Origin of the sequence: Neorhizobium sp. R1-B (genome assembly GCF_004368875.1) — a bacterium.
Lineage (GTDB): Bacteria > Pseudomonadota > Alphaproteobacteria > Rhizobiales > Rhizobiaceae > Neorhizobium > Neorhizobium huautlense.
Map to the genome: position 1 here is coordinate 84,719 of NZ_SOEM01000014.1, position 26,181 is coordinate 110,899.

At 61.2% G+C, this 26,181-nt stretch carries 31 protein-coding genes; 11 read left to right on the top strand and 20 right to left on the bottom strand.

What is annotated here, in order from left to right:
* Positions 1-25: 25 nt before the first annotated feature.
* From EDE05_RS18620 to EDE05_RS18635, 4 genes are all read right to left on the bottom strand, one after another.
* The gene (locus EDE05_RS18620; RefSeq protein ID WP_245519940.1) at positions 26-1,045 is read right to left on the bottom strand and encodes a tripartite tricarboxylate transporter substrate-binding protein; all 1,020 of its coding nucleotides are present in this window, start codon (positions 1,043-1,045) and stop codon (positions 26-28) included.
* Between the two features lie 30 nt (positions 1,046-1,075).
* Positions 1,076-1,936 carry an amidohydrolase family protein gene (locus EDE05_RS18625; protein ID WP_134102351.1) on the bottom strand — a complete coding sequence of 287 codons (861 nt, stop codon included), beginning with the start codon at positions 1,934-1,936 and terminating at the stop codon, positions 1,076-1,078.
* On the bottom strand, positions 1,936-2,607 hold the full coding sequence (locus tag EDE05_RS18630; protein WP_134102354.1) for a TetR/AcrR family transcriptional regulator: 672 nt from the start codon (positions 2,605-2,607) through the stop codon (positions 1,936-1,938). Before EDE05_RS18630 ends, EDE05_RS18625 begins: the two co-directional genes overlap by 1 nt.
* 76 nt (positions 2,608-2,683) lie before the next feature.
* Positions 2,684-4,603: an FAD-binding monooxygenase gene (locus tag EDE05_RS18635; RefSeq protein WP_134102357.1), complete on the bottom strand. Its 1,920-nt coding sequence runs from the start codon at positions 4,601-4,603 to the stop codon at positions 2,684-2,686.
* A 196-nt stretch (positions 4,604-4,799) separates the two neighbouring features.
* On the opposite strand from EDE05_RS18635, the gene EDE05_RS18640 reads away from it, so the two are divergent.
* Positions 4,800-5,282 (top strand): MarR family transcriptional regulator, encoded by a 483-nt coding sequence (locus EDE05_RS18640; RefSeq protein ID WP_112796427.1) that lies wholly within the window; start codon positions 4,800-4,802, stop codon positions 5,280-5,282.
* A gap of 140 nt (positions 5,283-5,422) precedes the next feature.
* On the opposite strand, the gene EDE05_RS18645 is transcribed toward EDE05_RS18640, so the two are convergent.
* Complete coding sequence (locus EDE05_RS18645; protein WP_112796429.1) at positions 5,423-5,683, bottom strand: hypothetical protein; 261 nt, start codon at positions 5,681-5,683, stop codon at positions 5,423-5,425.
* Positions 5,684-6,076: 393 nt separating this feature from the next.
* On the opposite strand from EDE05_RS18645, the gene EDE05_RS18650 reads away from it, so the two are divergent.
* Positions 6,077-6,403 (top strand): GYD domain-containing protein, encoded by a 327-nt coding sequence (locus EDE05_RS18650; protein ID WP_162712201.1) that lies wholly within the window; start codon positions 6,077-6,079, stop codon positions 6,401-6,403.
* A gap of 89 nt (positions 6,404-6,492) precedes the next feature.
* Here EDE05_RS18650 and EDE05_RS18655 read toward each other — a convergent pair whose 3' ends face one another.
* The gene (locus EDE05_RS18655; protein WP_134102360.1) at positions 6,493-6,891 is read right to left on the bottom strand and encodes a nuclear transport factor 2 family protein; all 399 of its coding nucleotides are present in this window, start codon (positions 6,889-6,891) and stop codon (positions 6,493-6,495) included.
* Between the two features lie 475 nt (positions 6,892-7,366).
* Here EDE05_RS18655 and EDE05_RS18660 point away from each other — a divergent pair, with 475 nt between their 5' ends.
* Positions 7,367-7,873, top strand: a complete 507-nt coding sequence (locus EDE05_RS18660) for a YidB family protein (protein WP_105373882.1) — start codon at positions 7,367-7,369, stop codon at positions 7,871-7,873.
* Between the two features lie 28 nt (positions 7,874-7,901).
* On the opposite strand, the gene lepA is transcribed toward EDE05_RS18660, so the two are convergent.
* Together lepA and EDE05_RS18670 are read right to left on the bottom strand one after the other, a co-directional pair.
* Entirely contained in the window at positions 7,902-9,728 is a 1,827-nt protein-coding gene (lepA, locus tag EDE05_RS18665; protein ID WP_105373881.1) for a translation elongation factor 4, read from the bottom strand.
* Positions 9,729-9,810: 82 nt separating this feature from the next.
* Positions 9,811-11,064, bottom strand: a complete 1,254-nt coding sequence (locus tag EDE05_RS18670) for an MFS transporter (RefSeq protein WP_105373880.1) — start codon at positions 11,062-11,064, stop codon at positions 9,811-9,813.
* A gap of 179 nt (positions 11,065-11,243) precedes the next feature.
* On the opposite strand from EDE05_RS18670, the gene EDE05_RS18675 reads away from it, so the two are divergent.
* Complete coding sequence (locus EDE05_RS18675) at positions 11,244-11,819, top strand: XRE family transcriptional regulator (protein WP_208325226.1); 576 nt, start codon at positions 11,244-11,246, stop codon at positions 11,817-11,819.
* Between the two features lie 24 nt (positions 11,820-11,843).
* Positions 11,844-12,362, top strand: coding sequence for a GNAT family N-acetyltransferase (locus EDE05_RS18680; protein WP_134102365.1), 519 nt, complete (start codon positions 11,844-11,846; stop codon positions 12,360-12,362).
* Positions 12,363-12,404: 42 nt separating this feature from the next.
* Here the strand turns inward: EDE05_RS18680 and EDE05_RS18685 are convergent, their stop codons facing one another.
* From EDE05_RS18685 to EDE05_RS18700, 4 genes are all read right to left on the bottom strand, one after another.
* Positions 12,405-12,797 carry a hypothetical protein gene (locus EDE05_RS18685; protein WP_105373877.1) on the bottom strand — a complete coding sequence of 131 codons (393 nt, stop codon included), beginning with the start codon at positions 12,795-12,797 and terminating at the stop codon, positions 12,405-12,407.
* A gap of 115 nt (positions 12,798-12,912) precedes the next feature.
* Positions 12,913-13,986 carry a dienelactone hydrolase gene (locus EDE05_RS18690; RefSeq protein ID WP_134102367.1) on the bottom strand — a complete coding sequence of 358 codons (1,074 nt, stop codon included), beginning with the start codon at positions 13,984-13,986 and terminating at the stop codon, positions 12,913-12,915.
* Between the two features lie 114 nt (positions 13,987-14,100).
* Positions 14,101-15,330 carry an MFS transporter gene (locus tag EDE05_RS18695; protein ID WP_134102370.1) on the bottom strand — a complete coding sequence of 410 codons (1,230 nt, stop codon included), beginning with the start codon at positions 15,328-15,330 and terminating at the stop codon, positions 14,101-14,103.
* Between the two features lie 33 nt (positions 15,331-15,363).
* On the bottom strand, positions 15,364-15,972 hold the full coding sequence (locus EDE05_RS18700; protein WP_134102419.1) for a TetR/AcrR family transcriptional regulator: 609 nt from the start codon (positions 15,970-15,972) through the stop codon (positions 15,364-15,366).
* Between the two features lie 175 nt (positions 15,973-16,147).
* Between EDE05_RS18700 and EDE05_RS26930 the strand changes: the two genes are divergently transcribed.
* Both EDE05_RS26930 and EDE05_RS18705 read left to right on the top strand, forming a co-directional pair.
* On the top strand, positions 16,148-16,318 hold the full coding sequence (locus EDE05_RS26930; RefSeq protein WP_165924265.1) for a hypothetical protein: 171 nt from the start codon (positions 16,148-16,150) through the stop codon (positions 16,316-16,318).
* Positions 16,319-16,517: 199 nt separating this feature from the next.
* Complete coding sequence (locus EDE05_RS18705) at positions 16,518-17,726, top strand: MFS transporter (protein ID WP_112796441.1); 1,209 nt, start codon at positions 16,518-16,520, stop codon at positions 17,724-17,726.
* Positions 17,727-17,782: 56 nt separating this feature from the next.
* Here EDE05_RS18705 and EDE05_RS18710 read toward each other — a convergent pair whose 3' ends face one another.
* The 6 genes from EDE05_RS18710 to EDE05_RS18735 form a co-directional block, all read right to left on the bottom strand.
* Positions 17,783-18,004 carry a hypothetical protein gene (locus tag EDE05_RS18710; protein ID WP_105373874.1) on the bottom strand — a complete coding sequence of 74 codons (222 nt, stop codon included), beginning with the start codon at positions 18,002-18,004 and terminating at the stop codon, positions 17,783-17,785.
* 45 nt (positions 18,005-18,049) lie between these two features.
* On the bottom strand, positions 18,050-18,289 hold the full coding sequence (rpsU, locus tag EDE05_RS18715) for a 30S ribosomal protein S21 (protein WP_105373873.1): 240 nt from the start codon (positions 18,287-18,289) through the stop codon (positions 18,050-18,052).
* A gap of 53 nt (positions 18,290-18,342) precedes the next feature.
* Entirely contained in the window at positions 18,343-18,630 is a 288-nt protein-coding gene (locus EDE05_RS18720; RefSeq protein WP_134102373.1) for a cold-shock protein, read from the bottom strand.
* 127 nt (positions 18,631-18,757) lie between these two features.
* On the bottom strand, positions 18,758-18,967 hold the full coding sequence (locus tag EDE05_RS18725) for a cold-shock protein (protein WP_007770461.1): 210 nt from the start codon (positions 18,965-18,967) through the stop codon (positions 18,758-18,760).
* 328 nt (positions 18,968-19,295) lie between these two features.
* The gene (locus EDE05_RS18730; protein WP_134102376.1) at positions 19,296-20,402 is read right to left on the bottom strand and encodes a TRAP transporter substrate-binding protein; all 1,107 of its coding nucleotides are present in this window, start codon (positions 20,400-20,402) and stop codon (positions 19,296-19,298) included.
* Between the two features lie 148 nt (positions 20,403-20,550).
* Positions 20,551-21,657 carry a TRAP transporter substrate-binding protein gene (locus EDE05_RS18735; RefSeq protein ID WP_105373955.1) on the bottom strand — a complete coding sequence of 369 codons (1,107 nt, stop codon included), beginning with the start codon at positions 21,655-21,657 and terminating at the stop codon, positions 20,551-20,553.
* Positions 21,658-21,897: 240 nt separating this feature from the next.
* Here EDE05_RS18735 and mbfA point away from each other — a divergent pair, with 240 nt between their 5' ends.
* Positions 21,898-22,881 carry an iron exporter MbfA gene (gene mbfA, locus EDE05_RS18740; protein WP_134102378.1) on the top strand — a complete coding sequence of 328 codons (984 nt, stop codon included), beginning with the start codon at positions 21,898-21,900 and terminating at the stop codon, positions 22,879-22,881.
* 172 nt (positions 22,882-23,053) lie between these two features.
* Here mbfA and EDE05_RS18745 read toward each other — a convergent pair whose 3' ends face one another.
* Both EDE05_RS18745 and EDE05_RS18750 read right to left on the bottom strand, forming a co-directional pair.
* Positions 23,054-23,668: a transglutaminase-like cysteine peptidase gene (locus EDE05_RS18745; RefSeq protein ID WP_105373869.1), complete on the bottom strand. Its 615-nt coding sequence runs from the start codon at positions 23,666-23,668 to the stop codon at positions 23,054-23,056.
* A gap of 120 nt (positions 23,669-23,788) precedes the next feature.
* Positions 23,789-24,607: an alpha/beta hydrolase gene (locus EDE05_RS18750; RefSeq protein WP_134102381.1), complete on the bottom strand. Its 819-nt coding sequence runs from the start codon at positions 24,605-24,607 to the stop codon at positions 23,789-23,791.
* Positions 24,608-24,789: 182 nt separating this feature from the next.
* Here EDE05_RS18750 and infC point away from each other — a divergent pair, with 182 nt between their 5' ends.
* The 3 genes from infC to rplT all read left to right on the top strand — a co-directional run bounded on the left by infC (position 24,790) and on the right by rplT (position 26,171).
* Positions 24,790-25,326 carry a translation initiation factor IF-3 gene (gene infC / locus EDE05_RS18755; protein WP_245422982.1) on the top strand — a complete coding sequence of 179 codons (537 nt, stop codon included), beginning with the start codon at positions 24,790-24,792 and terminating at the stop codon, positions 25,324-25,326.
* 197 nt (positions 25,327-25,523) lie between these two features.
* Positions 25,524-25,727 (top strand): 50S ribosomal protein L35, encoded by a 204-nt coding sequence (gene rpmI / locus EDE05_RS18760; protein ID WP_027487755.1) that lies wholly within the window; start codon positions 25,524-25,526, stop codon positions 25,725-25,727.
* A 39-nt stretch (positions 25,728-25,766) separates the two neighbouring features.
* Complete coding sequence (rplT, locus tag EDE05_RS18765) at positions 25,767-26,171, top strand: 50S ribosomal protein L20 (protein WP_046627769.1); 405 nt, start codon at positions 25,767-25,769, stop codon at positions 26,169-26,171.
* The last annotated feature ends 10 nt before the right edge of the window (positions 26,172-26,181 follow it).

Here is a 26,181-nt window from a genome sequence, read left to right on the forward strand (position 1 = left end):
GGTGGAGAGACGTGCCCGCACCGCGCTACTGTTGCGGTATGCCGGCCTTTTTTATGACCTCACCCCACTTGGCGATATCAGACTTCAGGCGATCGCCGATCTCTTGAGGCGTGCTGGAGCGGGCTTCGACTCCCAGATCAGCAAACCGTTTCTGAATGGCAGGATCGGCCAGAACGTCGACAAGCGCGGCGTTGAGCTTCTTCACCACCTCTTCCGGCGTACCAGTTGGCGCAAAAACGCCGTTCCAGGACGTCACGTCGAAGCCGGCAACACCCTGTTCCTGAGCGGTCGGCACGTCCGGCAGCAGTTTGGAGCGTGTCGGCCCGGAGGAGGCGACTGCAGTGGCCTGCCCCTGTGTCAGGGCGGCCTTCAACGCGGTCTGGCTGTCGACGATCACGTCCAGCTCGTCGCCGAGCAGCGCGACCAGCAGGTCCGGCGTCGCCTTGTAGGGCACGATGGTAAAGTCGATGCCGGAGGTCGATTTGAAAAGCTCGGCGGCAAGGTTCTGGCTGCTGCCGACATTGATGGTTCCGACGTTCAGGCCGCCCGGATCGGCCTTTGCCGCGTCCAGAACATCCTTGAGCGTCTTGAACTTGCCGCCTGCCTTGGTCACGAAGACGAAGTCGAAATAGGCAAGGCTCGATACGGGGGTGAAATCCTTGACCGGATCGAATTGCAGGTTCTTGAAGAGCGGCACGCTGATTGCGGTCCCGTTCGAAAGCAGGGCGAGCGTGTAGCCATCGGCCTCGGCATTGAGGGCCGCCCGCGCGGCGGTGGCGCCGCCTGCACCCGGTTGATTGAGGATGACGATCTGCCGGCCGAGCTTCTTGCCGAGAGCATCCGCTACGACCCGCGAAGTGATGTCGGCAATCCCGCCCGGGCCGAAGGGCAGAACGAGAGTGATGTCACGCGAGGGGTAATCCGCCTGCGCCTGAACGCCGACGGGAGCCGCGACCGCCAGTGCAATTGCCGGTAGCAGCCATGTCATCACCCGAGCAGTCCGCCGGAGGATCCCCTCCGGTTTCCGCACCATATCAAAATGCATCTTCTCCTCCTCCTCTTTTTGAAAGTCCGCTCAGGCGGCAAAACCGTAAAGCCGCGCGGGATTATCGACGAGCAGCCGCTGCTGTTCCTCCGCGGTGATCGCGAACCGGGGAACGAGGTCGACGAGGTCAACCTCGTCGACGGGTTCCTTTAGATTGGGATGCGGAAAATCCGTGCCCCAAAGCGTCCGCTCGGGGCTCGTTTCCACGAGCGCCCGAGCGAACGGCACCGCCGCATCGAACGGAAAACGCGCAATCCGCTCGGAGCCGCTGACCTTGATCCAGCAGTTCTCCCGCCGGGCAAGTTCCAGCAGCGCCCGGAATGCCGGCTGATCAATGCCGAGCGTCGTGTCGACGCGGCCCATGTGGTCGACCACGAAGGGCACCGGCAGGCTGCGGATCATGTCGGAAAGCGGCAGAATATCGGCCGCATCCAGATGCAGGACGACGTGCCAGCCGCGGCCCTTGATCCGGTCGATCACCCCGTTGAACACATCCATGTCGGGCGCGCCACCGAGATGGCGGACGAAATTGAAGCGGACTCCGCGCACGCCGCCATCGTCCAGCAGCTGATAGGCCTTGTCGTCGAAACTGCCGTCGACGATGGCCACGCCGCGATAGCGGTCAGGGCGCCAGGCGATCGCATCAAGCATGGCGCGGTTGTCGGTGCCGTGGCAGCTGGCCTGCACGATCACGGCGCAGTCGATGCCGAGCGTTTCGTGAAGCGCTGCAAGCGCCTCTTTCGGTGCATCGGCGGGTGTATAGCTGCGATCGGGCGCGTAGGGAAAAACATCGCCAGGCCCGAAGACGTGGCAATGAGCATCGCAACTGCCGGCTGGGAGAACGAAAACAGGCTTGTGCCGCGTTTTGCTCGCTTGGGAGGCAGTGGGCATCAATTTCTACCTTTCGTGATCCGTGGCGCAGGCGCGGCGAGTTCCGTGGAGAGGCTGCGGAAGCTGGCATAGCTTGCCTCCACGATCTGGTTGACGGCGGCTTCCCGGTCTTCCCCATCCACGGTCCCTCCGGAAAGGCGCGTCACGCGCTCCGGATTGACGAGGGTGTAATAAAGGGCGCCGAGCAGGAACTGGCTGCGCCAGATGAGCCCTTCCGGCGATGCGCCGGGCACGCATTCGGAAAGAGCATCGATGAAGACGCGGCTCGTCTCGTCGAAAGCGTCGGCGATGATTTTGCGGGCATCGGGATTGCCTTCAGCGGAAAGGACTGCCCGCATCCGCGTAAATTCCGCACCACCGCCGTCGCCTTCTGTCGAAGAGATAAAGGCTGGAACGACATAGGCCCTGAGAACGGCCATCAGCCGTTCGTCGGGATTGCTGATCCGCCGCGCCTCGCCGAGCAGCTCGAGGCGGCGGGCATTCATCGGCCTCGTGTGAAGTTCGTAGATCTCCCGCAGCAGATTGGCCTTCGAGCCGAAGTGATAGGTCAGGCTGCCGACATTGGCGCCGGCCGCCTTGGCGATGTCGCGCAGCGAAACCGCATTGTAGCCGCTCTGCGAAAACAGCGTCACGGCGTGTCGAAGAAGCGTTTCTTTCAAGCTCTGGCGCATCGGATTCTTTGTCGATTGACCTTACAATTTGTACAGTTGTATAAATTGAATCAGATGTCAACGCGCATTCAGACGACTATCCTTCCGAGGCCATAAAACCGTCGATGAAGGCCGCCAGATCGGCATGACCGTCGAGCGGAAGAACATGCGCCACATACTGGTCGGGCCGGACGACCACCAGGCAGCCCCGTTGCCGATCGATGCCGCGCAAGTCGAAGATGTCCTGACCGTGCTTGAGGTCGGGGCAGAAGATCTTTTCGTAGTCGCAAAGCCCGTAGCGGCCTTTCCGGGGAAGCAGGAAGGTCGGCATCCTCTCCACCGCAAGGTCGCGATGTCCCTGTTGAAAGACAGCGCGAACATCGATCACCGAGTCGATGTCCTGGCCCGCGGGAGTGTATTTCCGGATGGGTGATGCGGAGGAGTTGCACAGAAACGCGCATAGGGCCTGAATGCCGGAGGCGGGGTCGGCCGGGTCTTCGGCGCCGGCAAAGGCAAGGATACGCCAGCGGCCGTCCGCCTTGACCACGTGCCCCAGATGAACAGGCTTGGCGTCCGCCAGGCGGATGACCGGCGCGGAATGGAACCGCATGCCGATCGGAAACCCTTCCGCAAGATGTTGGTGGGTCGCATCCCCCGTAAGGATCGAAGGCTGGTAGCGGACCGCCGTGCCGGCGGTATAGCGCCCGTGGCGGACGAAATAGTCCTGGGTCTCAGCCGGATCGACCTGTCTGCCCTCCGTGGAGGATGCGCTGAGCATCTTTGCCCATTCGCGGTCGAAATCGATCAGCTCGCTCGCGATCGCCTGGCGTTCGGCGGAATAGCTGTGCAGCAGATGCGGAAGGCTTTGACCGCGCAGGACCGCAGCGAGCTTCCAGCCCAGATTGAAGGCGTCCTGCATCGAAACGTTCATGCCCTGGCCGGCCTTCGGGCTGTGGGTATGGCAGGCATCGCCGGCGATGAAGACGCGGGGCAGGCGGCCGGCGCCCGCTTCCTCCGGCACGTCGTCGAACCTGTCGCAAAGCCGCTGGCCGATCTCGTAGACCGACCACCAGGCGATCTCCTTCACGTCCAGCGTATAGGGTTTCAGGATCCGCTGGGTTGCGGCAATGAGATAATCGGAGGTGATGCTGCGGTTCGATACCCGCTCGCCGGCATCGAGCTTGTCCAGTTCGACATAGATGCGGACGAGGTAGCCCCCTTCGCGAGGGATGAGCACGATGCTTCCTTCGCCCGGGGACTGGATCAGCGCCTTCAGCCGGATGTCGGGAAAATCGGTGACGGCGAGCACGTCCATGACACCCCAGGCATGGTTGGCGGAATCGCCGGTGAGGACGCGGCCGATGGACTTTCGCACCGTGCTGCGCGCGCCGTCGCAACCGACCGCGTAGCGGGCCTTGATCGTTTCGACCTGCCCTTCATGCTCCGGGTCGAGCCGCTCGAACCTTGCGGTGACCGGGTGGGAGGATGACGCCTCGTCCACCGAAAGATCGATCAGGCGCCGGCCGTAATGCGGCTCGAGCCTGGCAGGTGATTTTCGCATGACGTCGAGGAAGAAATCGTGCACACGCGCCTGGTTGAGGATGACATGCGGGAATTCCGAAAGCCCGTCTTCGGTGTCCTGGATCCGGCCGCTTCGAACGATCCGGCCATCACCATCCTCCGCGGCCTTCCAGAAACTCGTCTCGTTGACCCAATAGGCCTCCTTCAGGACCCGTTCGGCAAAGCCGAAGGCTTCGAACATCTCCATGGTGCGGCAGGCGATGCCATCTGCCTGACCGCGAAGCAGCGGGCCGGTTTTCTGGTCGACGATGCAGGTCCTGATATCCGAGAAGGCGGAAAGCTGGGCTGCCAAGGTGAGGCCGGCCGGGCCGCAGCCGACAATGAGTACGTCGACCTCCTCCGGCAGCGGACCGGAGGCGCCGGACGCCGCGACACGTTCGGCAGGATCGGAAATCTCCGGATCGCCGGGATGGTAGCCGTTCAAATGAAATTGCATCAAGCTTCTCCTCCGCTTGGGTCTTTGAGGCTTTCGCGCGGGAACGGTCGGCCGGTTCGGTCGCGATGTCGACTGCCGGATCGTCCCGTGATTTAGTCTGTGCCGGCCTGCCGCCGTGAATGCGGCAAGTGAATAATTGATCAGCATACTGATCATCAGTATGCTGTCAAGAAGATGATACGCAGCGGAGACGTCGGTGAAGGACAACAATGATATGCCGGGGCATCTCGCCCGCCGGTTTCAGCAGATCGCGGTGGCGGTCTTTCACGCGGAGGTGGAGGGGGCGGGTTTCGATCTGACGCCGGTGCAATATGCAGCGCTTGCTGCGGTCAGCACCAATCCGGGAATCGACCAGATCACGCTGGCCGGGCTGATCGCCTATGATCGGACGACCATCACGGGGGTTGTAGACCGCCTGGCGCAGAAGGGCTTGCTGGAGCGCCGCGCCAGCAGCCGGGATCGGCGCTCCCGCGAGCTGCAGATCACCACGGAAGGGCAAAAGACGCTTGAAGCGGTCAGCCCGGCGGTGGAGACAGCGCAGGAACTGCTGGTCCGCGGCCTGACCGGTGAAGAGCAGCAGGAACTGATGCGGCTCCTGCGCAAGGCAATCGCCGCCGGCAACGAACTGAGCCGCGCGCCGCTGCGGGAAATTTCGACAGAGGGTTCCAGGAATGGGTAAAGCAGGTATGCGTCGGGCTTGCCGTGATCTGAGCACCAGACGGAGCTTTCGAAAGCTGCCATAACTGCTATCAACTGTCGTTCCCCGCGTTGGCCGCCAAGTTGCAAGTCTCGACGGCCAATGTTTTTCGCCGAGAGATATTAATCGGAAAGCGGCATGCCATCATTGAAGGCCGGCCAAGTGTTGTCGCGGCCACTTCTGATCCGGAGCCGATAGAGTGGATCGCGCACCTCGGCGGAATTCCTGACGCTGGATGTCGTCATAGAGTCCGGGGCAAGAGCAGAATAGCCCCGCTGGGGAATGCCATCGTAATAATCTCCCTCTTCCGCAGTTGCTACGCCGCAGATCAGTAATGGGAACCCGATCAAAAGCGTCAGGATCGGTAGGCACAACTTATTCATCTCGGTATCTCCTATCTGGACACCGACGTCACCTGGTATGGACTAGCCGACGCCCGTGTCTTGACTCAGTCAACTTGGGCTGTGCGGTTGCGTCCGAGATCGCCGCCGTTGCCGACGACCAATCATCGATTCCCGCGGCCGCCTTCTTCTCTCTGGCCGCTGACGGATCGCTATAGGTGCAAATGGTTCGGGTTCCCAACAGTAGAGCACTGTCCCGACGCCGGCTGAGGATACGCTCATGATCCCGAGAAGCAATTCATCCGTCCTCCATACAGCGGTCTAGTCCCGGCAATCCTCCCCCTGGCTATTCTCGCAGGCAATCCTCCGTTGGATTGACTCGCGTTCCTGCAAACTTGGGCGTTAACTGAACTGGCCTGATGGAGGAGGCAAGCCATGGCCATGTATCTCACGCGTTTTAGCTACACGCCCGAGACCTGGGCGCGGATGATCGAAAACCCCGAGGATCGGCGGGAGGCGGCCCGTACCTACATCGAATCCGTCGGCGGAAAGCTCCATGGATTCTGGTACGCCTTCGGCGAGCATGACGGCTGGAATCTGTGGGAAGCCCCCGACAATGTCTCGATGGCTGCCGTCTCGCTGGCCATCGGCGCCGGTGGCGCGGTGCGCTCTCTCGAGACCACCGTCCTTCTTAGCGTCGACGAGGCGATGCAGGCCATGGGGAAGGCGAAATCGGTTCGATATCGGCCGCCGGCAGCATAAGGCGCAAATCGAACGTTCAGGACGAAGGGGACGGGTTCGCCGCGGCCGCCCGATCTCCCCCCTTCGGCCTCGCGGCAAAAAGGGTGGCCCTACTGGATCGCCGTTGCCTGCGACCAGACGACCAGCCAGCGTCCGTCCCGATGCTCGTAGGTATCCGTATGCCAGTAATCGCTGAGCGGCACCCTGTGGCCGTTGAAGATGACTTCGAGCGCGGCACGATAGCGGATAAGCGCCACGTCCTCATGCAGCCGAACCACGATCTCCTGAGGCTGCCATGTCAGATATTTGATAGCGCCTTGCGAAACCGCACCGAGATACTGCTCCCGCGACAGCGGCATGCCGATTGGTGTTATCAATTGAAAATCGGGGGCATGCAGAGACATGGCAGTCTCCATGTCGCCCTCGACCAGCGCCCGCAGCCGCCTATGCTCCACTGCGCGTATGCGGTCCATTTCCGCCAGGTCGGATGATGTCGAGGTCGCGTCCATTCTGATTCCTTCTCTCGAATGAGGATGGTTACAGTGTCCTGCCGGGGAGGTCGAGGGGATAGGCCCTTGCCGAAGTGAGGCTTACCGCAATCGCGGTTATTGGATGCGGCGCGATATCCGCCGACGAGAGGCGATTCCTCCTCCGTCATCCCGGCCTCGAGCCGGAATCCAGCCGCCGCGCGTCTGTCAGGCGAGAGACTCTGGCTTATTGCAAGTTTAAGAGCCTTTCGCGCCGCCGACGCGGCGCTGCTGGATTCCTGTGACGGATCCCCGGATCAAGTCCGGGGACAGGAATGACGGGGAGGGGAGTATTATTCCGGTCTGTTCTCGCAAGATAAGCAAGCCGTGGCCTCTTGAGAACTGCCGCTTCCGCGAACGACCGTACGGGCTTCCTGTATTGCCGTTTGCCCCGCGAATCCTAAGTGATTGAAAACTGCTGTGTCGAAGCCAAACAAGGCAGCAAGGGAGGCAAATCATGCAACGCGGCCCATTGAAGGCCCTTCTCGCGGTGCTGGCCGTTGCCGGCTACCAGAACAGGGATAAAATTGCCGAAATTTTGAAAAACATTACCGAAGGGCGGCAGGGGACGCCCCCGAGTGGAACTGAAGGAACGACCGCCTCGCAGCCCTCGGGAGGACTGAACGATGTTCTCGGCAGGCTCAGCAGCGGGGGCCTCGGCAGCATTCTCGCAGGTGGCGGGGTCGGTTCGCTCCTCAACGGGGGGCTGAACGACCTGCTCGATCAATTCCGTCAGGCCGGACAGGGAAATAAAGCCGAGAGCTGGGTAAGGACCGGCGCCAACGAGCCGATCAACGACACGGAGCTTCAAGAGGCCCTTGGGCCGGACGTCGTGCGTGATGTAGCAGCCAAGACCGGTCTTTCCGAAGAGGAAGTGCTGAGGAGATTATCCAGGGAGCTTCCTGATGCCGTGGACGGTCTGACGCCCGACGGCAAGGTTCCGCCCGCACAAGGCACGGCATGAAGATCAGAGCTGACGGCGACCTGCGGCCTCAATCGTCCTTCATCTTCAGCGCAGCGATGAACGCTTCCTGGGGGATGTCGACTTTGCCGAACTGGCGCATGCGCTTTTTGCCTTCCTTCTGTTTTTCCAGAAGTTTGCGCTTGCGGGTGGCGTCGCCGCCATAGCACTTGGCGGTCACGTCCTTGCGCATGGCCGAGATGGTTTCGCGGGCGATCACGTTGCCGCCGATGGCGGCCTGGATCGGGATTTTGAACATGTGCCTGGGTATCAGGTCCTTCAGCTTTTCACACATGTCGCGGCCGCGCTTTTCGGCCGCCGAGCGGTGAACGAGCATGGAAAGCGCGTCGACCGGCTCGCCGTTGACCATGATCGACATCTTCACGAGATTGCCCTCGCGATAGCCGTGCAGATGGTAGTCGAACGAGGCGTAGCCCTTGGAGATCGACTTCAGGCGGTCGTAGAAATCGAACACCACTTCGTTGAGCGGCAGCTCGTAGGAAAGCATGGCGCGCTTGCCGACATAGGTGAGTTCGGTCTGGATGCCGCGCCGGTCCTGGCAGAGCTTCAGGATGCCGCCGAGATAATCGTCCGGGGTCAGGATCGTCGCCTTGATCCACGGCTCTTCGATGGAGGCGATCTTGACGACGTCAGGCATGTCGGCCGGGTTGTGCAGCTCGCGGGTCGAACCGTCGGTCATGGCCAGGTGATAGACGACCGAGGGAGCGGTGGCGATGAGGTCGAGGTCGAATTCGCGCTCCAGGCGCTCCTGGATGATTTCGAGATGCAGGAGGCCGAGGAAACCGCAGCGGAAGCCGAAGCCGAGCGCCGCGGAACTTTCCATCTCAAAGGAGAAGGAGGCGTCGTTAAGGCGCAGCTTGCCCATCGCGGCGCGCAGATCCTCGAAATCGGCCGCATCGACCGGGAAGAGGCCGCAGAACACCACCGGCTGGGCCGGCTTGAAGCCGGGAAGCGCCTGCGCTGTCGGCCGCTTGTCCTCGGTGATCGTATCGCCGACGCGGGTATCGGCCACTTCCTTGATCGAGGCGGTGATAAAGCCGATCTCGCCGGGACCGAGTGAATCCACATTGACCATTTTCGGGGTCAGCACGCCGACGCGCTCGACCGTGTATTTGGCGTCCGTGCCCATCATGCGGATGGTCTGGCCCTTGGTGAGCACGCCGTCGATGATGCGCACCAGAACCATGACGCCGAGATAGGTGTCGTACCAGCTGTCGACGAGCAGCGCCTTCAGCGGTCCCTTGTCGCCAAGCTCGCTCTTCGGTGGCGGCAGCTTGTGGACGATCGCTTCCAGCACGTCCGGAATGCCGAGTCCGGTCTTCGCGGAGATGAGAACGGCGTCGGAGGCGTCGATGCCGATCACTTCCTCGATCTGTTCCTTGATCCGATCAGGCTCGGCGGCCGGCAGGTCGATCTTGTTGAGGACGGTGACGAGCTCGTGGTTGTTGTCGATCGCCTGATAGACATTGGCGAGCGTCTGGGCCTCGACGCCCTGGCTGGCGTCGACAACCAGCAGCGAACCTTCGCAGGCAGACAGCGAACGCGACACCTCATAGGCGAAGTCGACGTGGCCGGGGGTGTCGATCAGGTTCAGGATATAGGTCTCGCCGTTGTTCGCCTTGTAGTGCAGGCGCACCGTCTGGGCCTTGATGGTGATGCCGCGCTCGCGCTCGATATCCATCGAGTCCAGCACCTGTTCCGACATCTCGCGCTCGGCCAGGCCGCCGGTCGTCTGGATCAGCCGGTCGGCGAGCGTCGACTTGCCGTGGTCGATATGGGCCACGATCGAGAAGTTGCGGATATGGTCGAGGGGCGTGCGGGCGGAATTGGTGCTCATGGCCCGCGCATATAGCAGTGCAGGTCCTTGCCGCAAAGCGGAAAGATAACCACTCGTTGAGGATAAAACCCGGTTCTGCGGCCTATTGCGCGGGTTTGCCGGTCTCCGGATCGGTAAGGACCGAAGCGTTCGGAACCTGGGCGCTGCGGATGCCTATGTTTTCGCGCTCGTCGGCCGGCACCGCCTTGCGCTCCTTGAGGCGCCAGATCACGTAAGTCCCATAGGCGATCGCCACCAGGATGATCGCGTAGATGAAGGTGTGCTGGCCGAAGACGGGCGTCAGAAGCGTGACGCCGAGCGGCACGATGGTGGCGGCCGTCGACCAGGCGACGAGCAGCGTCGAGGAGAGCGGCACGAAGTCGCCGGGATCGGCGCGGTCGTTGGCATGCGCATTGGCGACCGAATAGACGGTCTCGATCGCCCCGCCGAAGACCAGGAAGACGATCATCAGGAGGAGGATCGTTGCGAAGGAGACGAAGAGTGCTGCGATGCCCGCCGCGACGATGAGGCCGCAGGTGATGACGAGCACGGCGCGCCGGTCGATGCGGTCGGATAGCACGCCGAGCGGATACTGGATGAAGAGGAGGCCGGTCTGCATGACGAACATCAGGAGCGCCACGTCTTTTTGCGAGACCTGGTTGGTGGCGGCATAGATCGGGGTGAAACCCTGCACGACCATGGAAAGCCCCCCGGACGCCAGCACGCCGACAAGCCCGACCGGCGAGATGCGCCAGGCCATCTTGACGTTGACGCTGACGCTTGCCGGCGGCGGCGGGTTCGGCAGGCGGGTAAGGCCGATCGGCAGGATGGCAAGCGCGGTGAAGAAGACGACCGCGAGCGGCGCGAGATTGCCGTCGGTCGGGATCTGCCCAAAGATCCAGGCGCCGCAGCCGAGGCCGAGCACATAGGCCATGTAGAAGAAGGACATGGCCTTGCCGCGCCACTCGTTCGATGCCGCATGGTTCAGCCAGCTCTGGGCGATGATGAAATTGACGTTGGCGGCCGCGCCGTAGAGGCCGCGGGCAAGGATCCAGTAGAGAGGCGGCAGATCGGCGGCGATTAGCACGGCGGCAATGATCACCATCGCCATGGAGCAGGCAAAAAGCCGCGCATGTCCGACGCGCTTGATCAGCGGCCCGCCGATCACGCAGCCGACAAGCCCGCCGAAGGCGACGGCGGTGACCGCCGCACCCGCTGCCCAAGGCGCGGCGGAATGGGTGAGCATGAAGGGCACATAGGCGAACATCACGCCGCTGCCGATCGCCGCGATCGTCATGGAGACGACGATGCTGGCGATCGAAAAGGGCGAGGCCGCTTCCAATGTCTGGCCGTTCATCTCGTCTCTCCGGCAATGGCAGCGGATTGCTGCCGGCCGGGCCGGTGCAAATCCCGATCCTGCTCCCATAGCCGATCGGCGGCGGCCGAAGCTATCGCGGAAACGGCATCGCCCCGCAAATTTCATGCGCCTGACACAAGACGCTTGATTCCATCATAAGAGAATGCAATTCTCAGATTATGGACGGACCGGATTCACAAATAGAGAACGCGATCAGCGAACGGCTGAAGAGCCTGCGCGCCCGGGCGGGATTGACGCTGGACGAGCTGGCGAACCGTTCCGGCGTCAGCCGGGCAATGATTTCGCGGATCGAACGGGCGGAAGCGAGCCCGACGGCGGCGCTGCTGGCGAGGCTTTCGGAGGCGCTCGGCCTGTCGCTTTCGGCTTTCTTCGCGGATGACGGACCCACAACCTCGCCGGTCAGCCGCCACGCCGATCAGAAGCTCTGGCGCGATCCGCATACGGGATATGTGAGGCGCTCGGTATCTCCGCCCGGCATGCCGAGCCGGGTCGATATCGTTGAGGTGGATTTTCCGCCGCATGCCCGCGTCAGCTTTCCGCCGCGCGAGGAGAGCCGGATAATGACCCAGCACGTCTGGCTGTTCCAGGGGGTGCTGGAAATGGTCATCGGCGAGACTATCCACACGCTGCATCCCGGCGACTGCCTCTTTATGGATATCGGCGACGCCTTCGACTTCCACAATCCATCCGACAAGCCGGCCCGCTACGCGGTCATTCTCGACCGTGGCCGGTAAATTCCTGACCCGAAAGAACAAGACATGACCACCATCCGAATCGTCGATGCCGAAGAAGCCCGCGCCGTCCTTCCCGATCTTTCCGAAATCCTCTCCGACTGCATCAATGGCGGCGCCTCGGTGGGCTTCATGCTGCCTTTCGAGCCAAGCGACGCAACCGGCTACTGGCAGGAGATCGCCGATGCAGTGGAAAAAGGCAGCATCATTCTTGCGGTAGCGGAGGTGGAAGGCAGGGTGGTCGGCACGGTGCAGGTGGGGCTGGCGTCGAAACCGAACCAGCCGCATCGCGGCGACCTGATGAAGCTTCTCGTGCACCGCTCGGCGCGCGGCCTCGGCCTGTCGCGCAAGCTGATGGACGTCGTGGAGGCCGAGGCCGCCCGGCGCGGCCGCACGCTTCTGGTGCTGGACACGGCAACCGGCAGCGAGGCGGAAAGCATTTACCCGCGCTTCGGATGGGAACGCGTCGGGGTCATTCCCGATTATGCCATGTGGCCGCAAGGCGGCTTCTGCGGCACGACGCTGTTCTACAAGCGGGTAGCCTGATCGCCACGGCTTCCGGGAACGTGATCAAGCTGGCTCGGAGGTTCAGATGAGTTCCAGGTTTTGTATCCGGTAAACGAAAAGAGACCAGAGCCATCCCGGTGCCTGGTCGACGGCGCCAGTGAAGCCTTCCCAGAGCGGGTCGAACGAGAAAAGCACAGCCAGCCCGACCGCTATCGTCTGTGTGCAGCATATGCGTAGATTCTTCAGGCTGAAGAACTCGTAAAATCCGTCTTCGTCATATTCCGTGCCGGCGACCATGTCCCAGAAGCTGTAGTTGGTACTCAACGCATCATTGATCATGTGCTCGCGAAAAAACCGGCCACTGCCGGAAACGAATATGTCGGGCATGAAGTTGAAAGACGATCGAAATATGTGGACCGCGGCGCCAAGCAACGTGAGTGTCAGGATCGCCACAACCACATGCCAGACAATCATGGCGCACCTAAAGATGACGAGGAGTTGCCTTCAGGTTGCGTTGCGGGTTCCTAAAAAACCATGAACATCGCCAGCCGGCGAAAACGCCGGCTCCGCATCCTTGCGCGTCCAGCGGTCAGTGGCCGGATTTGAGCGTGCGCTCGAAGGCCTGTCTGATGAGGCCGGCAAGTTCCACGTGAATATCCGCCCGCGATCTTTCGGCAAGTTCTTCGCAGATCGGGTCGATCTCTCCGACCGATCGAAGAAAATCCGTCGCACCCGGCTTGCAGCCCGGCAGGAAGCTGAAATGGTCGGCATTGTCGACCTGCCGGTAGCTGGCGCCGGCTATTTGCGTCGCCAGTCGATCCGACAGCACGGCAAATGGGATTTGTCCCGGGCTTCCAAGATTTAGGAGCGTCACTGGCGCGGCGATTGACTTGAGGCTTTCCGGCTTCATCACCGTGGCAAGGCCCGGATCGACGGCGACCACGGCGGTGATGCGGGGATCACGGTTGGACTGTTCGAACCGCGCCTTGTCGACGCTGGCGAGGTCGAAAGGCTGCACGGCGACCTGCTCCCCGCCGGCATAGCCGCGGCCGCCTGCAAACCATCGGCAGTCCATCATGTCCGGATGTTCCTTGCAGTAGCGGATATAGCCGGAAAGATCGGCGCGGGCGCCGGCGAGTTCCAGCACCGTCGTGCCGCCAAGCGAGAAGCCGAGTGCGCCGATACGGGTCGGGTCGATCGAGGCTTTCCATTGGGGATCGGCAGAGAGCGCGGTGATGACGGCGGAAATATCCCCTGTGCGCTCCCAGATCTTGGGTGTTGCGGCCGGGGCGGAATCGCCGCTCGTGGTGCCGGGATGATTGGGGCCGGCGACGACAAAGCCGGCCTCGGCGAGCTCGGCCGCGATCCAGCCCATACCCTCGGCCCGTGAGCCGGAGCCGTGCGAAAGGAGGATGAGCGGGAAGCGGCCTCTCCGTATTTCCACATCCTGCGAGGCGGAGGGAACTTCGAAAATGCGATCCTGACCGGTCGCGCTTGGCGCTCCTGCCACCGCTGCCGGATACCAGACCGTCACGGCGAGCGGGCGGGGATAGTCCTGCGAGACGACGCTCATCTTGCGCACGCCGACAGGATCGGCGGCAAGAAGCGGCGTGGCGGTGGTGCAAAGGGAAAGGGCGAGAAGAAGACGTCTGGTCAGTCGCATGGCAGCCTCCGGGTTTGAACGCGATGGCTGACCTTCGGCAACGGGAGCGGATTCATCGACCTCGATCATGTTCGAGAACGTGCTCGAACATGATCAGGGCCTTCAGAATGGCCCTTAGGCGGACTCGGCTTGCCTGTCAGTCCGCTTTTCGGTGAGCGAATAGGCAAGCGCAAGGACCGGAAGCGTAAGGCCCAGCATCGAGGCAAGCAGCCAGCCGCCTTCCGCAAACGCCCAGGCGCCGACGGCCGAGCCAACCGCGCCGCCCATGAAGAAGGCCGCCATGAAGAGGCCGTTCAAACGGCTGCGCAGATCGGCGCCAAGCCCGTAGATCGCCCGCTGGCCGATAACGAGCGTCATCGTCACGCCGAAGTCGAGAAGGATCGCGGCAAATGTCAGGAGTGCAAGCGCAATGGCGGAACCCTCCGGCGCAAGGTGGGTGATCAGGAAGGCGATCGCCACGGAGAGGATGCCGAAGATCGTCGCTGGGCGGCCGAGATCGCGGTCCGCGAGGCGTCCTGCGATCGGCGAGGCGATGGCGCCCGCGACGCCGGCAAGGGCGAAGAGCGCGATGCCTGCCTGGCTCAGCTGGAAAGCGGGACCGGCCAGAACAAGCGGGGTGACAGTCCAGAACAGGCTGAAGGCGGCGAACTGGCAGGCCTGGTAGAAGGCGCGGCGTCGCAGCACCGGCTGTGTGGCATAGAGGCGCCCCATCGATGCGATCAGCGCGAAATAGGAGAGCTTTGTCTGCGGCACCCGTTTCGGAAGGCGGGTGGCGAGCGCGAAGCCGAGCAGGACCATGACCGCAGCGGAGACAAAAAAGACGAGGTGCCAGGAGGAGAAGCGGGCAATGAAGCTGGAGACTGGCCGGGCCATCATGATGCCGACCATCAGTCCGCTCATGACATTGCCGACCACCCGGCCCCGATGGGCGTCGGGGGCTAGATTGGCCGCGAAGGGCACGATCATCTGCACGGCAGTGGAGGCAAGGCCGATCGCCAGCGAAGCGGCGAGGAAGGGAAGGACGGCAGTCGAAAGACCGGCGGCGACGAGCGCGATCGCGGCAGCGCCAATCATCGTCACGATCAGCCGGCGGTTTTCGAGAAGGTCGCCGAGCGGCACGATGAGCAGCAGGCCAAGGCCATAACCGATCTGTGTCAGCGTCACGATGAGGCCCGTCGCATGGGCCGGCAGGCCGATGGATGCGGCGATCGGCCCGGCAAGCGGCTGGGAGTAATAGAGATTGGCGGCGATCAGGCCGCAAGCCGCGGCCATGATGAAGGTCATGCCAGCCGACATGGCGGAAGGAGCGGCCGGCGCCGAAAGTGTTGCACTATTGCTGGTCATCAAAAACTCCTTGGGAGGAAGGATCGAATAAAATCAGTCGAGCAGCTTCATCGCCGCGTCGATCACGGAAAAGGCCTGATCGCGGTCGGGACCGGTCTTGCCGAGGACCCTGAGGCCCTGGGTGACGGACAGCAGGAGACGGGCGGTGGCATCCGGGTCGATCCTCTTCGAGATCGAGCCGTCGGCCTGCCCTTCGTGAATGAGGCGGTTGAACAGAGCTTCGCTCCGTGCCATCGAATGGCCGACGCGCTCGGCCGCCTCCGCATCGTAGACCGCAAGCTCTATCGCCGTTCCAACCACCAGGCAGCCCTGCCGCCCGCTTTCGCCATGCGACGCCTCCGCATAGAAGCGCAGCATGCGGAAAACCCTGTCGCGGCCATCGGTGCCGGCGCCGATTTCCTGGTCGAGAAGGGCGTTGCGAACCTGCTTGTAGCGGTCGAAAGCGGCCAGAAAGATTGCCTTCTTGTCCTTGAACGCCTTGTAGAGGCTACCGGCCGTCAGCCCCATTGCCTCCTTGAGTTCCGAGATGGAGGCGGCATGATAACCACGCTCGGAAAAAACGACGATCGCCTTGTCGAGGGCATCCTCTATCGCGAATTCTCTGGGGCGGCCCGGTGGGCGTGTGGCAGCGTCTGCGTTCATCATGGAAGGATACAGTTGGAGAACGATCGTTTCCAAATAGGACCAAAGTTATCATTCGTCAAGAGGTTCCGGGATTTCCGCTGTCGCGGCCGGCCTTACTGATCGAGATGCCAGGGAACACCTCGCCATCGAGGCGGTTAGCTCACTGTCACCAACCCCAAGCTGGAGGACAGACATGAGTAAAAGTGACGTGAAAGAAGCGGTGAAGCGCGCCGAACGGCAGGTCGAGAATACCAGCGGCGGCGGCCACCTCGGCGGCACCTATTACGGCCAGGAGCCGGACGGCAAGACCGCATCGACCAACAGCAATGTCGGCAAGGCCCGCCCGAATACCGGTGGCGACTGATACCGACGCAACCGACGTCACGACGATATGAGTTCTGGAAGCCCCGCCGCGTGCGGGGCTTTTGCGTTGGGATCGAGCTGGCGCTAAAAAAAGAGGTGAGGTCTGTCGGGAGAGGCCGGGCTCGGACGTCATAGATTCGAGGACCCGTTGCGGTGAGGCCCAACGGGTGATGTTTCGAACCTGTGGAAAGGGGAGTGGCATGAGCAATAATTATCGATGGGCAATCGTCTTTGCGGGGGCGCTGATGGGCTGCGTCGCCGTCGGCACGATGTTTTCGCTCGCAATCTTTATCGAGCCGATCGCCACGACGACCGGGTGGTCGCGCGCCGGCATATCGAGCGCCATGACGTTGAACTTTATCGTCATGGGGCTTGGCGGCTTCATGTGGGGCGCGGCCAGCGACCGTTACGGCGCACGCGTGGTCGTACTGATCGGCGCCCTGTTGCTGGGATTGGCGCTGGTGCTCGCAAGTCAGGTGGAGAGCCTGCTGGCGTTCCAGCTCGTCTACGGCTGCCTGGTGGGCTTGTCGGCAAGTGCCTTTTTCGCACCGATGATCGCGGTGACCATGGCCTGGTTCGACAAACACCGCAGTCTCGCGGTCTCGCTGGTGTCGGCCGGCATGGGCATGGCGCCGATGACGATCTCGCCCTTGGCGCGATGGCTGATCTCGGCCTATGACGACTGGCGCATGGCCATGTTCCTGATCGGCGTCGGCGCGTGGATCCTGCTGCTGCCGACGGTGTTTCTGGTCCGCAATCCGCCGGCTGCGGCGGCTTCCGGCGCAGCCCCCGCGCCGGGTGGGGAACGTGCGGACACTCCGCTCTCGCACGTGTTCCGCTCGCCGCAGTTCCTGGTGCTTGCCTTCACCTTTTTCGCCTGCTGCGCAGCCCATTCCGGGCCGATCTTCCACATGGTGAGCTATGCCATGTTCTGCGGCATCGGACCAATGGCGGCTGTCAGCATCTATAGCGTCGAAGGTGCCGCGGGTCTCGGAGGCCGGATCCTTTTCGGCGTCCTGGCCGACAGGCTGGGCGTCAAGCCGGTATTGATCGGCGGGCTATTGATCCAGGCGGCAGTGATCGCCGCCTACACGATGGCAAGCGATCTCACCCAGTTCTACGCGCTGGCGGTGATCTTCGGCGGCACCTATGGCGGAGTAATGCCGCTCTATGCCGTCCTGGCGGGAGAATATTTTGCAGCCAAGATACTGGGTACGGTTCTCGGCGCCGCGACCATGCTGTCCGCAATCGGCATGGCCTTTGGGCCGCTCGCCGGCGGCTGGGCCTTCGATCAGTTCAACAACTACAACTGGCTGTTCATCGGCTCTGCGCTGGTGGGCCTTGGAGCTGTTCTCATTGCCCTCGCGTTCCCGCCGCTGCCGCGCCGGCTGAAGCTTCAGACGGCGTAGTCGGCCCAACTGCTTCCGCTAAAGAAAAAGCCCGGGAATCCCGGGCTTTTTGAACATCAGTGGTCTGTCAGACTCTTGCGGCTCTTCGATCGAGCTGGCGCCGGCGAAGGTTCGGCGGCTTCCTTTTCGAGGCGAAGCAGCCTCAGTTTCTCGGTTTTCTTTTCCCGCTGATTGGCTTCCGCGGCAATGATGGCGCGGGCTGTCTGGTCGGTAGCGGCGGCCTTGTCACGCGCGGAAAGCTTGGTGGGATTGAAGAATTCGTCCTTGGTTGCAGTCATGGGGATCTCCTCCTTCCTGATGGGATGTCCGGGCGGTGACAGATATCAGCGGGCCGGGCGGGCGACTTTTTTCGGCGCCGGCAGCAGGCCTTCGCGCTGCATCTTCTTGCGGGCGAGCTTGCGGTAACGCCGCACGGCCTCCGCCTTCTCGCGAACGCGCTTTTCGGAAGGCTTTTCGTAAGCGCTCCGAGCCTTCATTTCGCGGAAGACGCCTTCGCGCTGCATCTTCTTCTTCAGCACCCGGAGTGCCTGGTCAACGTTGTTGTCTCTGACAAGAACCTGCAAACTATTTCCTTTCCATCGCGGGCAAAACCCCGCCTTCTATCAATGGGTTGAAATTACTTGCCGATGCGCATGCGCGACGGCTTGAGCCACGATCCGCCGGGAGTTTCCCGGGAAGCCTCGCTTTTGACGGCGGAGGTTGCGGTCGCAGACGCGTCGATATCGCTTGCGACGATACGACGTTCGAAGTTTTCGTTATCGAAGCGAACCCGATACTGATGCTCGCCCCGATCCGCCGCCGGAAGCAGTCCGACGACGCGGCATGTCCGGTCGCCGGTGGCCGTGCGGGTCAGGCCGGCTTTGAGGACGATGACATCGTCGACGGCATAGACGTTCGGGCTCATCATCTTCTCCTTCAGGCTCGGCCGAAGCCGGGCAAAAACAAAAAGGCCGGGCGTTACCCCGACCTCTTCCCGTCATTCAAGCGCGCGCTGCCAGTACATCCGTGGTCAGCCGAGGCGAATGACATCCTTATGCGGCCCGCAGATTGTCGGCCGAGCTCTTACCGGACTTGCGGTCGCGAACGATCTCGTAAGAGATCTTCTGACCTTCCGTCAGGGAGGACATGCCGGCACGTTCGACAGCGGAAACATGAACGAAAACGTCAGTTGCGCCATCATCGGGCTGAATGAAGCCAAAACCCTTGGTGCTATTGAACCACTTTACGGTACCAGTATTCATAACGATTTCCTTTCAATCGCTAGTGTTGTCGGACAGTATTTCGTCCGCTTTGATCGATATTTGAGAGGAAATCTGACGGAGCGCGAGGCTCTTTGACAAAGGTCGCAAGCAATTTTCGATGACAGCAATATATGCCTTATCCTCGGATAATCAATGCTCGGCGCCCAATTTAATTTTTCGCAGCCCTGTCAGGAGAGGAGATTTTCTGCGGCAACTGCCTGATTTGAAAACGTATTATTGGCAAGCGAAATTCTCGCAAGCAGGATTGCCGATCGGCGGCTGCCAACGGAGCCCGGACAGGACACCAGGCTCCATTACCTGTGATGGGTCAGAGCGCCCCGTTGCGCTGCTGCGTCATCATATAGGTGTCGTAGCTGTATTCGGCGACCTGAGCCCAGAGATAGGCATCCTTCTTGAAGGCCTGCTGGCTGTCATAGAGCTTCTTGAAGGCCGGACTCTTGGCGGAAAGATCCGCGTAGAGTTCCATCGCGGCCTTGAAGCAGACATCCATGATTTCCCGGCCGAACGGCTTGAGGATGGCGCCTTCCGCCACGAGCTGCTTCAACGCCGTTGCGTTGCGGGCATCGTAATTGGCCAGCATGTTGTTGTTGGCCGAAGCGCAGGCATTCGTCAGGATCTGCTGATAACTCTTCGGCAGGCTCTTGAACTTCTCCAGATTGAAGAAGGCGTGCATGGCCGGGCCGCCCTCCCACCAGGCCGGATAATAATAGTACTTGGCCACCTTCACGAAACCGAGCTTCTGGTCGTCGTAGGGGCCAACGAATTCGGTGGCGTCGATCGCTCCTTTTTCGAGCGCCGGATAGACGTCGCCGCCGGCGATCTGTTGGGGCGTGACGCCAACCTTCTGCATGACCTGGCCCGCAAGGCCCGCGATCCGCATCTTCAGTCCCTTGAGATCGTCGATGGTATTGATCTCCTTGCGGAACCAGCCGCCCATCTGGGTACCGCTGTTGCCGGCCGGCAGTGCATAAAGATTGCGGGGCGCCAGGAACTCGTTGATCAGATCGTTGCCGCCCCCTGCCGTGAACCAGGCGTTGGTCATGCGGGCGTTGAGCCCGAAGGGAATGGCGGTACCGATCGCGAAGGCCGGATCCTGTCCGATATAGTAATAGGAACAGGTGTGGGCCATCTCGACCGTGCCGTTTGCGACCGCGTCGGCTGCCTGCAGGCCGGGCACGATCTCGCCGGCGGCGAAGATCTGGATGTTGAACTTGCCGTCGGTGGCGTTCTTGACGCTCGCGGCGATTTCGTTGGCGGCGCCGAAGATGATGTCGAGGCTTTTCGGGAAAGAGGAGGTGAGGCGCCAGGTAATAGCCGGATTTTCCTGGGCGATCGCCGGCGCTGCGAGCGCTGCCGCCGCTGCCGCACCCGTTCCCGCCATTGCGGCCTGCCGTAAGAAATGTCTGCGATTCATGGAATTCCTCCTGCTTGGCCTTGGAGATTGAAGCTGAAGCCCGTGTGTCCTACCGCTCTTAGTCCCGTCGTTCTGTAGACGGCAAGCGAAATGTAATAAGCCCGGAGGGCTGCTCCGGGCTTCCTGCAATTCGGCGCGAGCCTGACGGCTACAGCGTGCCCTTGCGCTGCTGCACCATCATATAGGTGTCGTAGGTGTATTCGGCGATCTGGTTCCAGAGATAGCCGTCCTTCTTGAAGGCCTGCTGGCTGTCGTAGATCTTCTTGAATGCCGGGTTCTTGGCGTTCAGTTCCGCATAGACTTCCTGGGCAGCCTTGTAGCTGGCGTCGAGGATTTCCTGGCTGAATGGCTTCAGGACGGCGCCTTCCGCGACCAGTTGCTTCAGCGCCTTGGCGTTATGCGCGTCGTAGCGGGCAAGCATGTTCTGGTTGGCATTGGCGCAGGCGTCCTTCAGCATTCGCTGATAGCTTTTCGGCAGGGCGTTGAACTTCTCGCGGTTGAAGAAGGCATGGACCGCAGGGCCGCCTTCCCACCAGGCCGGATAGTAGTAGTATTTCGCAACCTTGACGAAGCCGAGCTTCTGGTCGTCATAGGGGCCGACAAATTCGGTTGCGTCGATTGTGCCCTTTTCGAGCGCCGCATACACGTCGCCGCCGGCAATCTGCTGCGGCGTCACGCCGAGCTTCTGCATAACCTGGCCGGCAAGCCCCGCAATGCGCATCTTCAGGCCGTTGAGATCGCTTACGGTATTGATTTCCTTGCGATACCAGCCGCCCATCTGGACACCCGTATTGCCGGCCGGCAGCGCATAAAGATTGTAGCCGGCGAGGAACTCGTTGATCAGCTCGTTGCCGCCGCCGACCGAGAACCAGGAATTGGTCTGGCGGGCATTCAGACCGAAAGGCACGGCCGTACCGAGCGCGAAGGCCGGATCCTTGCCGATATAATAGTAGCAGCATGTATGCGCCATCTCGACGGTGCCGTTCGAAACGGCATCCGCGGCCTGAAGTCCCGGCACGATCTCAGCTGCTGCGAAGGGGCTGATCGTGAAATTGCCGTCCGAGGCCTCCTTCACGCTTTCCACGATGTCCGTACCGGCGGACCACAGGATGTCGGTGTTCTTGGTGAACGAGGACGTCATCCTCCAGCTGATCTTCGGATTTTCCTGGGCAATAGCAGGTGCTGCAAGCGCTGTCGCGGCAGCCGCCCCCACGCCGGCGGTCGCGGCCTGCCGGAAGAAATGTCTGCGATTCATCGGAATAATGCCTTCTAACATTTTGGGAGGTACGTGGGTCTTTGCCCGCGCGGGCCGCTCTTAATCCTTTCATTTCGGGAACAGCAAGCGGAAAATCCGGAAAATTGCGACAGGACGCTGCCTTTCTTTCCAGATATTGCGTGGGTTTTCGCTGGGCTCCTGCCGCTCGCTGCCCGTAAAAACCGCTTGAACTTTTTTATCCACGACATAACTTAGAATTATTCTAAGTAAAGGATTCCCATGTTCGGCCGCCTGCTGCCTGCCTCTAAGCGTTCATTTGATTCGCTGAGCGAGGAGGAAATTCTCGCCCTTGCAATCGCCTCGGAGGAGGAGGATGCCCGTATCTATCTATCCTATGCGGACAGCCTCAGAGAGCAGTATCCCGCCTCGGCCAAGATTTTCGAAGATATGGCGGAGGTCGAACAAACCCACAAAAATTCCCTGATCGAGATATTCCGCTCCCGTTTCGGCGAAAGGATTCCGCTGATCCGACGGGAGCACGTGCGCGGCTTCTATGATCGTAAGCCGGATTGGCTGCGCAAGAACCTGCCGCTCGACACGGTCAGGATGCAGTCTGAAGCTATGGAGAGCCAGGCAGCGCGGTTTTATACGGAAGCAGCCAAGCGGGTTTCCGACGCGTCGACGCGAAAACTTCTCGGTGATCTGGCGCTCGCGGAGCAGGGGCACGAGGATATTGCCCGGATGCTCGACGAGAAGCACACACCCGGCGACGTGAAGTCGGAGGAGGATGCGACCGCTCACCGGCAGTTCATTCTCACTTACGTGCAGCCGGGGCTGGCGGGCCTGATGGACGGTTCCGTATCCACCCTGGCGCCGATCTTCGCCGCCGCTTTTGCGACCGGCGACACCTGGTCGACCTTCCTCATAGGGCTTTCGGCTTCGGTCGGCGCCGGTATTTCCATGGGGTTCACCGAGGCCGCTCACGACGACGGCAAGATTTCCGGACGAGGTTCGCCTATCAAGCGAGGACTGGCGTCCGGGATCATGACGGCGGTCGGCGGGCTTGGCCACGCCCTGCCATACCTTATTCCGCATTTCTGGACCGCAACGGCGATCGCTGCACTGGTAGTGTTCGTGGAATTGTGGGCGATCGCCTTCATCCAGAACCGCTACATGGAGACGCCCTTCATGCGGGCCGTTTTCCAAGTCGTGTTCGGCGGCTCGCTGGTGCTCGCTGCCGGCATCCTGATCGGGAATGGGTAAAACTGCTACGGCGCGGGCGGCAAAATGCCCATCGAAGCGCTTTGAGCAGCGAAGGCTCTGAGCCCAAAGTGAAGGGCCGGGACGTCAAACACTTCGATCCACAAAACAAGACCGCCTGCTATCGGACGATAGCAGGCGGTCCCGAGTCCCCCGTGATGACTCTTTGATCAGATCAGCGCAATGCGCCGACAAGCAGATCCTTGCCGTTTTCTATGCTGACCCAGCGGCCGGTGTTGAAAGACGCCTGGCGCTTCAGGAATGTGTACGGTGTCTGGTACCACGGCTTGACCTGATCATCGAGGTTGTCGAGGACAAAGTCGCCGTCGGAGGTACGAAGGGTCAGCACCGCATGGCCTTCGCCGTCGGGCTTGCGGACCACCGTCATCAGCAGATCCGAAAGCGCAAATCCGCGAGCCGCCAGTTCCCGACGCTTTTCGAGAGCGAAGTCCTCGCAATCGGCGAAGTTGGTCGGATAGCTCCAGACTTCCTCGCGGCCATAGGCCTGTTTGTCGGTCTTTGCGATGTAGCGGCCATTCACTGCCTGGTTGATCTGTCGGACGAGCGCCCAGCCCTTGGCGCTGACTTTGGGAGCCGGAGCGGAGCGGCTCTTGACCGAACATTCCGCCTGATACTTCTGGCAGAACTCAAAATGCCCGATCGGTTGGGAGGTAATCGCTCCGGTCACCATGGAAGCTATTGGTCGCGGAGCCGGCACTGCTGCACTTACTGGTACAAGTACGCTAACTAGGATCACGGCAAGTCGCCGCGCCTGCAAGGCTTTCATCATGGACCCGTCCCTTCAAATCCTAACGAAAAGTTAAGGTCTGAACGGTGGCTGAGTCAATCATTCAGCCTTTGTTAATCTTCACGGGTCTCTTCTTATGGTTAAGGCTGCAACATTTTTGTCTCAGCCCAAAATTTGATCATTCATTATTAAGTTGCGCGCTGCGGCCTTTAATTTCTCGATATCCTGGGGGCGGGAAAGCCGGTGATCGCCGTCGCGGATCAGGGTTACCACGACATCGTCGGCGGGCAGGAATTCCAGGAGCTTCAAGGCGTGCTGGTAGGGAACGTCCGGATCCTTCATGCCCTGCAGGATATGGACGGGGCAACCGGTTTCGATAATGCCCGTCATCACCAGGTTCCGTCGGCCATCCTCGATAAGATCGCGGGTATAGATGTTTGGCTCAGGACTGTATTCCGATGCTTCCTCGAAATAGCCGCGTTCGGAAAGGGAATGCCGTTGCGCCTCGGTGAGATGGGGTTCGATGAGTTCGGCGGTGAAATCCGGCGCTGGCGCGACCAGCACGATTCCGTCGACCTTCGGCGCCTTTTTGCGCCTCTTCAGCTCCTGAACAAGGCGTAGCGCGATCCAGCCGCCCATGGAAGAGCCGATCAGGACCACGCGTTTCGGCTTTATGGTGTCGAGGACGGCGATTGCCTCCTCCAGCCAGCGCGAGATCGTTCCGTCCCGGAAGGCGCCGCCGGAGGCGCCGTGCCCGGAATAATCGAAGCGGATTGCTGAAAGCCCCAGCTCTTCCGCCAGCGCCTCGATCTCCACGGCCTTCGTGCCGGACATGTCCGACCGGTAACCTCCAAGCCAGACGAGAGCCGGACCCGCGGCTTTCTTTTTCGCCGGACGATGAAGAACGGCAATCTCGCGGGCAGACGCGCCCGTGCCCACGGTGATCCTCTTTTCGGTGGTGTCGGCTGCAGCCTCTGTCATGATGGGTTCCTCGGTCCTGGCGCGGCTTATAAAACAGATTCGCCGCCTGCCGACAGCAGGTGATTTTTCTGTGACGATATGCTATTGACTTCGCGCGAGTGATCACGACATTGCCCCCGGGGTCGCATGCCGGGCGAGCAAAGTCGTCGCTTGCGTTCCGAAACAACATGGAGAATACGACCATTCGCAGACCATTCAAAGCCGATGCTCCCGTCAAAGAGGGGCCGCGCTCCAACAGGGAAATTCGCATTCCCAAGGTCCAGCTTATCGATGCCGAAGGACAGAACCTCGGTGTGGTTCCGACCGACCAGGCTCTTCGCATGGCAGAAGAGGCCGGCCTTGATCTCGTCGAGATCTCGCCGAACACCGAACCGCCGGTATGCAAGATCCTCGACCTCGGCAAGCTGAAATATGCGAACCAGAAGAAGGCGGCCGAAGCCCGCAAGAAGCAGAAGATCGTCGAAATCAAAGAAATCAAGATGCGCCCCAACATCGACACCCATGATTATGAGGTGAAGATGAAGGCGATGAACCGTTTCTTCGAAGACGGCGACAAGGTCAAGGTGACGCTGAAGTTCCGCGGCCGTGAAATGGCCCACCAGGAACTCGGCATGAAGCTTCTGCTTCAGGTCAAGGACGACACCACGGAAATTGCCAAGGTGGAAGCCGAACCGAAGCTCGAAGGCCGCCAGATGATGATGGTGCTGGCGCCGAAATAAGCGCCGGTCACCTGCCTGCCTGCGGATTGCCGGCAATTCGGCCGGGGTTTTTGCCGCGCTTTCTTTCCCCATTGCGCTTTTGACCGACTGCGGTTATAAGCGCGCGTCCGAACGGTCCGGCAGGGCATGCCGTGGCCGTTCTAAATGCTTGAAGCCAGCCTCGTCTGCCGGCTTCGATACAAAAACGGAGTAGCAAAATGCCCAAGATGAAGACGAAGTCCGCTGCCAAGAAGCGGTTCAAGGTTACTGCAACCGGCAAAGTCGTTGCAGCCGCCGCCGGCAAGCGCCACGGCATGATCAAGCGGTCCAACAAGTTCATCCGCGATGCACGCGGAACGATGATTCTTGCCGAAGCAGACGGCAAGAAGGTCATCAAGAACTACCTGCCGAACGGTCTCTGAGACCCTCGCCACTTTTGGATCAGATAAGGAGATCATGACATGGCACGCGTAAAAAGGGGCGTTACTTCCCGCGCCAAGCACACCAAGACTTTGAAGGCAGCCAAGGGTTTCTACGGCCGCCGCAAGAACACGATCCGCGCCGCCAAGGCTGCTGTCGATCGTTCGCGTCAGTTCGCAACGCGCGACCGTCGCGTCAAGAAGCGTAATTTCCGCGCCCTGTGGATCCAGCGTATCAACGCTGCCGTCCGCGAATCCGGCCTCACCTACGGCCGCTTCATCGACGGCCTCAACAAGGCCGGCATCGAAGTCGACCGCAAGGTTCTGTCCGACATGGCAATCCATGAGCCGGAAGCATTCGGCGCACTGGTTGCCGCTTCCAAGAAGGCGCTGGAGTACCTCAAGGACGCCGGCACCACCAACGAGTTTGAAAGCGCGGTTCGTTAACCAGCGCTTC

Excerpts from the sequence above, each read along its gene's own strand:
- EDE05_RS18620 (WP_245519940.1), bottom strand. The coding sequence starts at position 1,045 with ATGCATTTTGATATGGTGCGGAAACCGGAGGGGATCCTCCGGCGGACT.
- EDE05_RS18625 (WP_134102351.1), bottom strand. The coding sequence starts at position 1,936 with ATGCCCACTGCCTCCCAAGCGAGCAAAACGCGGCACAAGCCTGTTTTC.
- EDE05_RS18630 (WP_134102354.1), bottom strand. The coding sequence starts at position 2,607 with ATGCGCCAGAGCTTGAAAGAAACGCTTCTTCGACACGCCGTGACGCTG.
- EDE05_RS18635 (WP_134102357.1), bottom strand. The coding sequence starts at position 4,603 with ATGCAATTTCATTTGAACGGCTACCATCCCGGCGATCCGGAGATTTCC.
- EDE05_RS18645 (WP_112796429.1), bottom strand. The coding sequence starts at position 5,683 with ATGAATAAGTTGTGCCTACCGATCCTGACGCTTTTGATCGGGTTCCCA.
- EDE05_RS18650 (WP_162712201.1), top strand. The coding sequence starts at position 6,077 with ATGGCCATGTATCTCACGCGTTTTAGCTACACGCCCGAGACCTGGGCG.
- EDE05_RS18655 (WP_134102360.1), bottom strand. The coding sequence starts at position 6,891 with ATGGACGCGACCTCGACATCATCCGACCTGGCGGAAATGGACCGCATA.
- EDE05_RS18660 (WP_105373882.1), top strand. The coding sequence starts at position 7,367 with ATGCAACGCGGCCCATTGAAGGCCCTTCTCGCGGTGCTGGCCGTTGCC.
- lepA (WP_105373881.1), bottom strand. The coding sequence starts at position 9,728 with ATGAGCACCAATTCCGCCCGCACGCCCCTCGACCATATCCGCAACTTC.
- EDE05_RS18670 (WP_105373880.1), bottom strand. The coding sequence starts at position 11,064 with ATGAACGGCCAGACATTGGAAGCGGCCTCGCCCTTTTCGATCGCCAGC.
- EDE05_RS18675 (WP_208325226.1), top strand. The coding sequence starts at position 11,244 with ATGGACGGACCGGATTCACAAATAGAGAACGCGATCAGCGAACGGCTG.
- EDE05_RS18680 (WP_134102365.1), top strand. The coding sequence starts at position 11,844 with ATGACCACCATCCGAATCGTCGATGCCGAAGAAGCCCGCGCCGTCCTT.
- EDE05_RS18685 (WP_105373877.1), bottom strand. The coding sequence starts at position 12,797 with ATGATTGTCTGGCATGTGGTTGTGGCGATCCTGACACTCACGTTGCTT.
- EDE05_RS18690 (WP_134102367.1), bottom strand. The coding sequence starts at position 13,986 with ATGCGACTGACCAGACGTCTTCTTCTCGCCCTTTCCCTTTGCACCACC.
- EDE05_RS18695 (WP_134102370.1), bottom strand. The coding sequence starts at position 15,330 with ATGACCAGCAATAGTGCAACACTTTCGGCGCCGGCCGCTCCTTCCGCC.
- EDE05_RS18700 (WP_134102419.1), bottom strand. The coding sequence starts at position 15,972 with ATGAACGCAGACGCTGCCACACGCCCACCGGGCCGCCCCAGAGAATTC.
- EDE05_RS26930 (WP_165924265.1), top strand. The coding sequence starts at position 16,148 with ATGAGTAAAAGTGACGTGAAAGAAGCGGTGAAGCGCGCCGAACGGCAG.
- EDE05_RS18705 (WP_112796441.1), top strand. The coding sequence starts at position 16,518 with ATGAGCAATAATTATCGATGGGCAATCGTCTTTGCGGGGGCGCTGATG.
- EDE05_RS18710 (WP_105373874.1), bottom strand. The coding sequence starts at position 18,004 with ATGACTGCAACCAAGGACGAATTCTTCAATCCCACCAAGCTTTCCGCG.
- EDE05_RS18720 (WP_134102373.1), bottom strand. The coding sequence starts at position 18,630 with ATGAGCCCGAACGTCTATGCCGTCGACGATGTCATCGTCCTCAAAGCC.
- EDE05_RS18725 (WP_007770461.1), bottom strand. The coding sequence starts at position 18,967 with ATGAATACTGGTACCGTAAAGTGGTTCAATAGCACCAAGGGTTTTGGC.
- EDE05_RS18730 (WP_134102376.1), bottom strand. The coding sequence starts at position 20,402 with ATGAATCGCAGACATTTCTTACGGCAGGCCGCAATGGCGGGAACGGGT.
- EDE05_RS18735 (WP_105373955.1), bottom strand. The coding sequence starts at position 21,657 with ATGAATCGCAGACATTTCTTCCGGCAGGCCGCGACCGCCGGCGTGGGG.
- mbfA (WP_134102378.1), top strand. The coding sequence starts at position 21,898 with ATGTTCGGCCGCCTGCTGCCTGCCTCTAAGCGTTCATTTGATTCGCTG.
- EDE05_RS18745 (WP_105373869.1), bottom strand. The coding sequence starts at position 23,668 with ATGATGAAAGCCTTGCAGGCGCGGCGACTTGCCGTGATCCTAGTTAGC.
- EDE05_RS18750 (WP_134102381.1), bottom strand. The coding sequence starts at position 24,607 with ATGACAGAGGCTGCAGCCGACACCACCGAAAAGAGGATCACCGTGGGC.
- rpmI (WP_027487755.1), top strand. The coding sequence starts at position 25,524 with ATGCCCAAGATGAAGACGAAGTCCGCTGCCAAGAAGCGGTTCAAGGTT.
- rplT (WP_046627769.1), top strand. The coding sequence starts at position 25,767 with ATGGCACGCGTAAAAAGGGGCGTTACTTCCCGCGCCAAGCACACCAAG.